Raw genomic sequence first — 449 nt, forward strand, 5'->3', positions numbered from 1 at the left:
GGACCTGACCGGGCGCATCCTGGCCTACAGCCGTTCGTCACACGGAGATACGGACAAGCAGCCCGTGAAGGCGCTCACGCGCGAAAGTGTCAGCTTGCTGAAGGCCTCATTGCCGACCACCGTGAGGCTCAGTGCCGAGTTGGATGGTGAGGATCTGTGCGCGCGCATCCTTCCATCCGAGATCCAGCAGGTGGTGATCAACCTGTGCACCAACGCCTGGCAGGCGCTGCCTGACGGGAAAGGCCATGTGCGCGTGAACGTGGACCACCTGCATATCGACGAGGCCTTGCAGGTAGACACCGGATTGATCAAGCCGGGGCGCTACGTGGTCCTCTCGGTGGAGGACGATGGGATCGGCCTGAGCGCCGACGTCCGAGCGCACCTCTTCGAACCGTTCTTTACCACAAAAGCGCGCGGCAAAGGCACGGGGCTTGGCCTCTATGTTGTCT

General features: G+C 62.4%; 1 protein-coding gene. It reads left to right on the forward strand.

Annotated elements, in window-relative coordinates:
- On the forward strand, nt 1–449 hold a 449-nt coding region (locus tag CBF90_RS16380; protein WP_242435706.1), incomplete at both ends, for a sensor histidine kinase.

Source organism: Microbacterium sp. AISO3, assembly GCF_002204305.1.
Lineage (GTDB): Bacteria > Actinomycetota > Actinomycetes > Actinomycetales > Microbacteriaceae > Microbacterium > Microbacterium arborescens.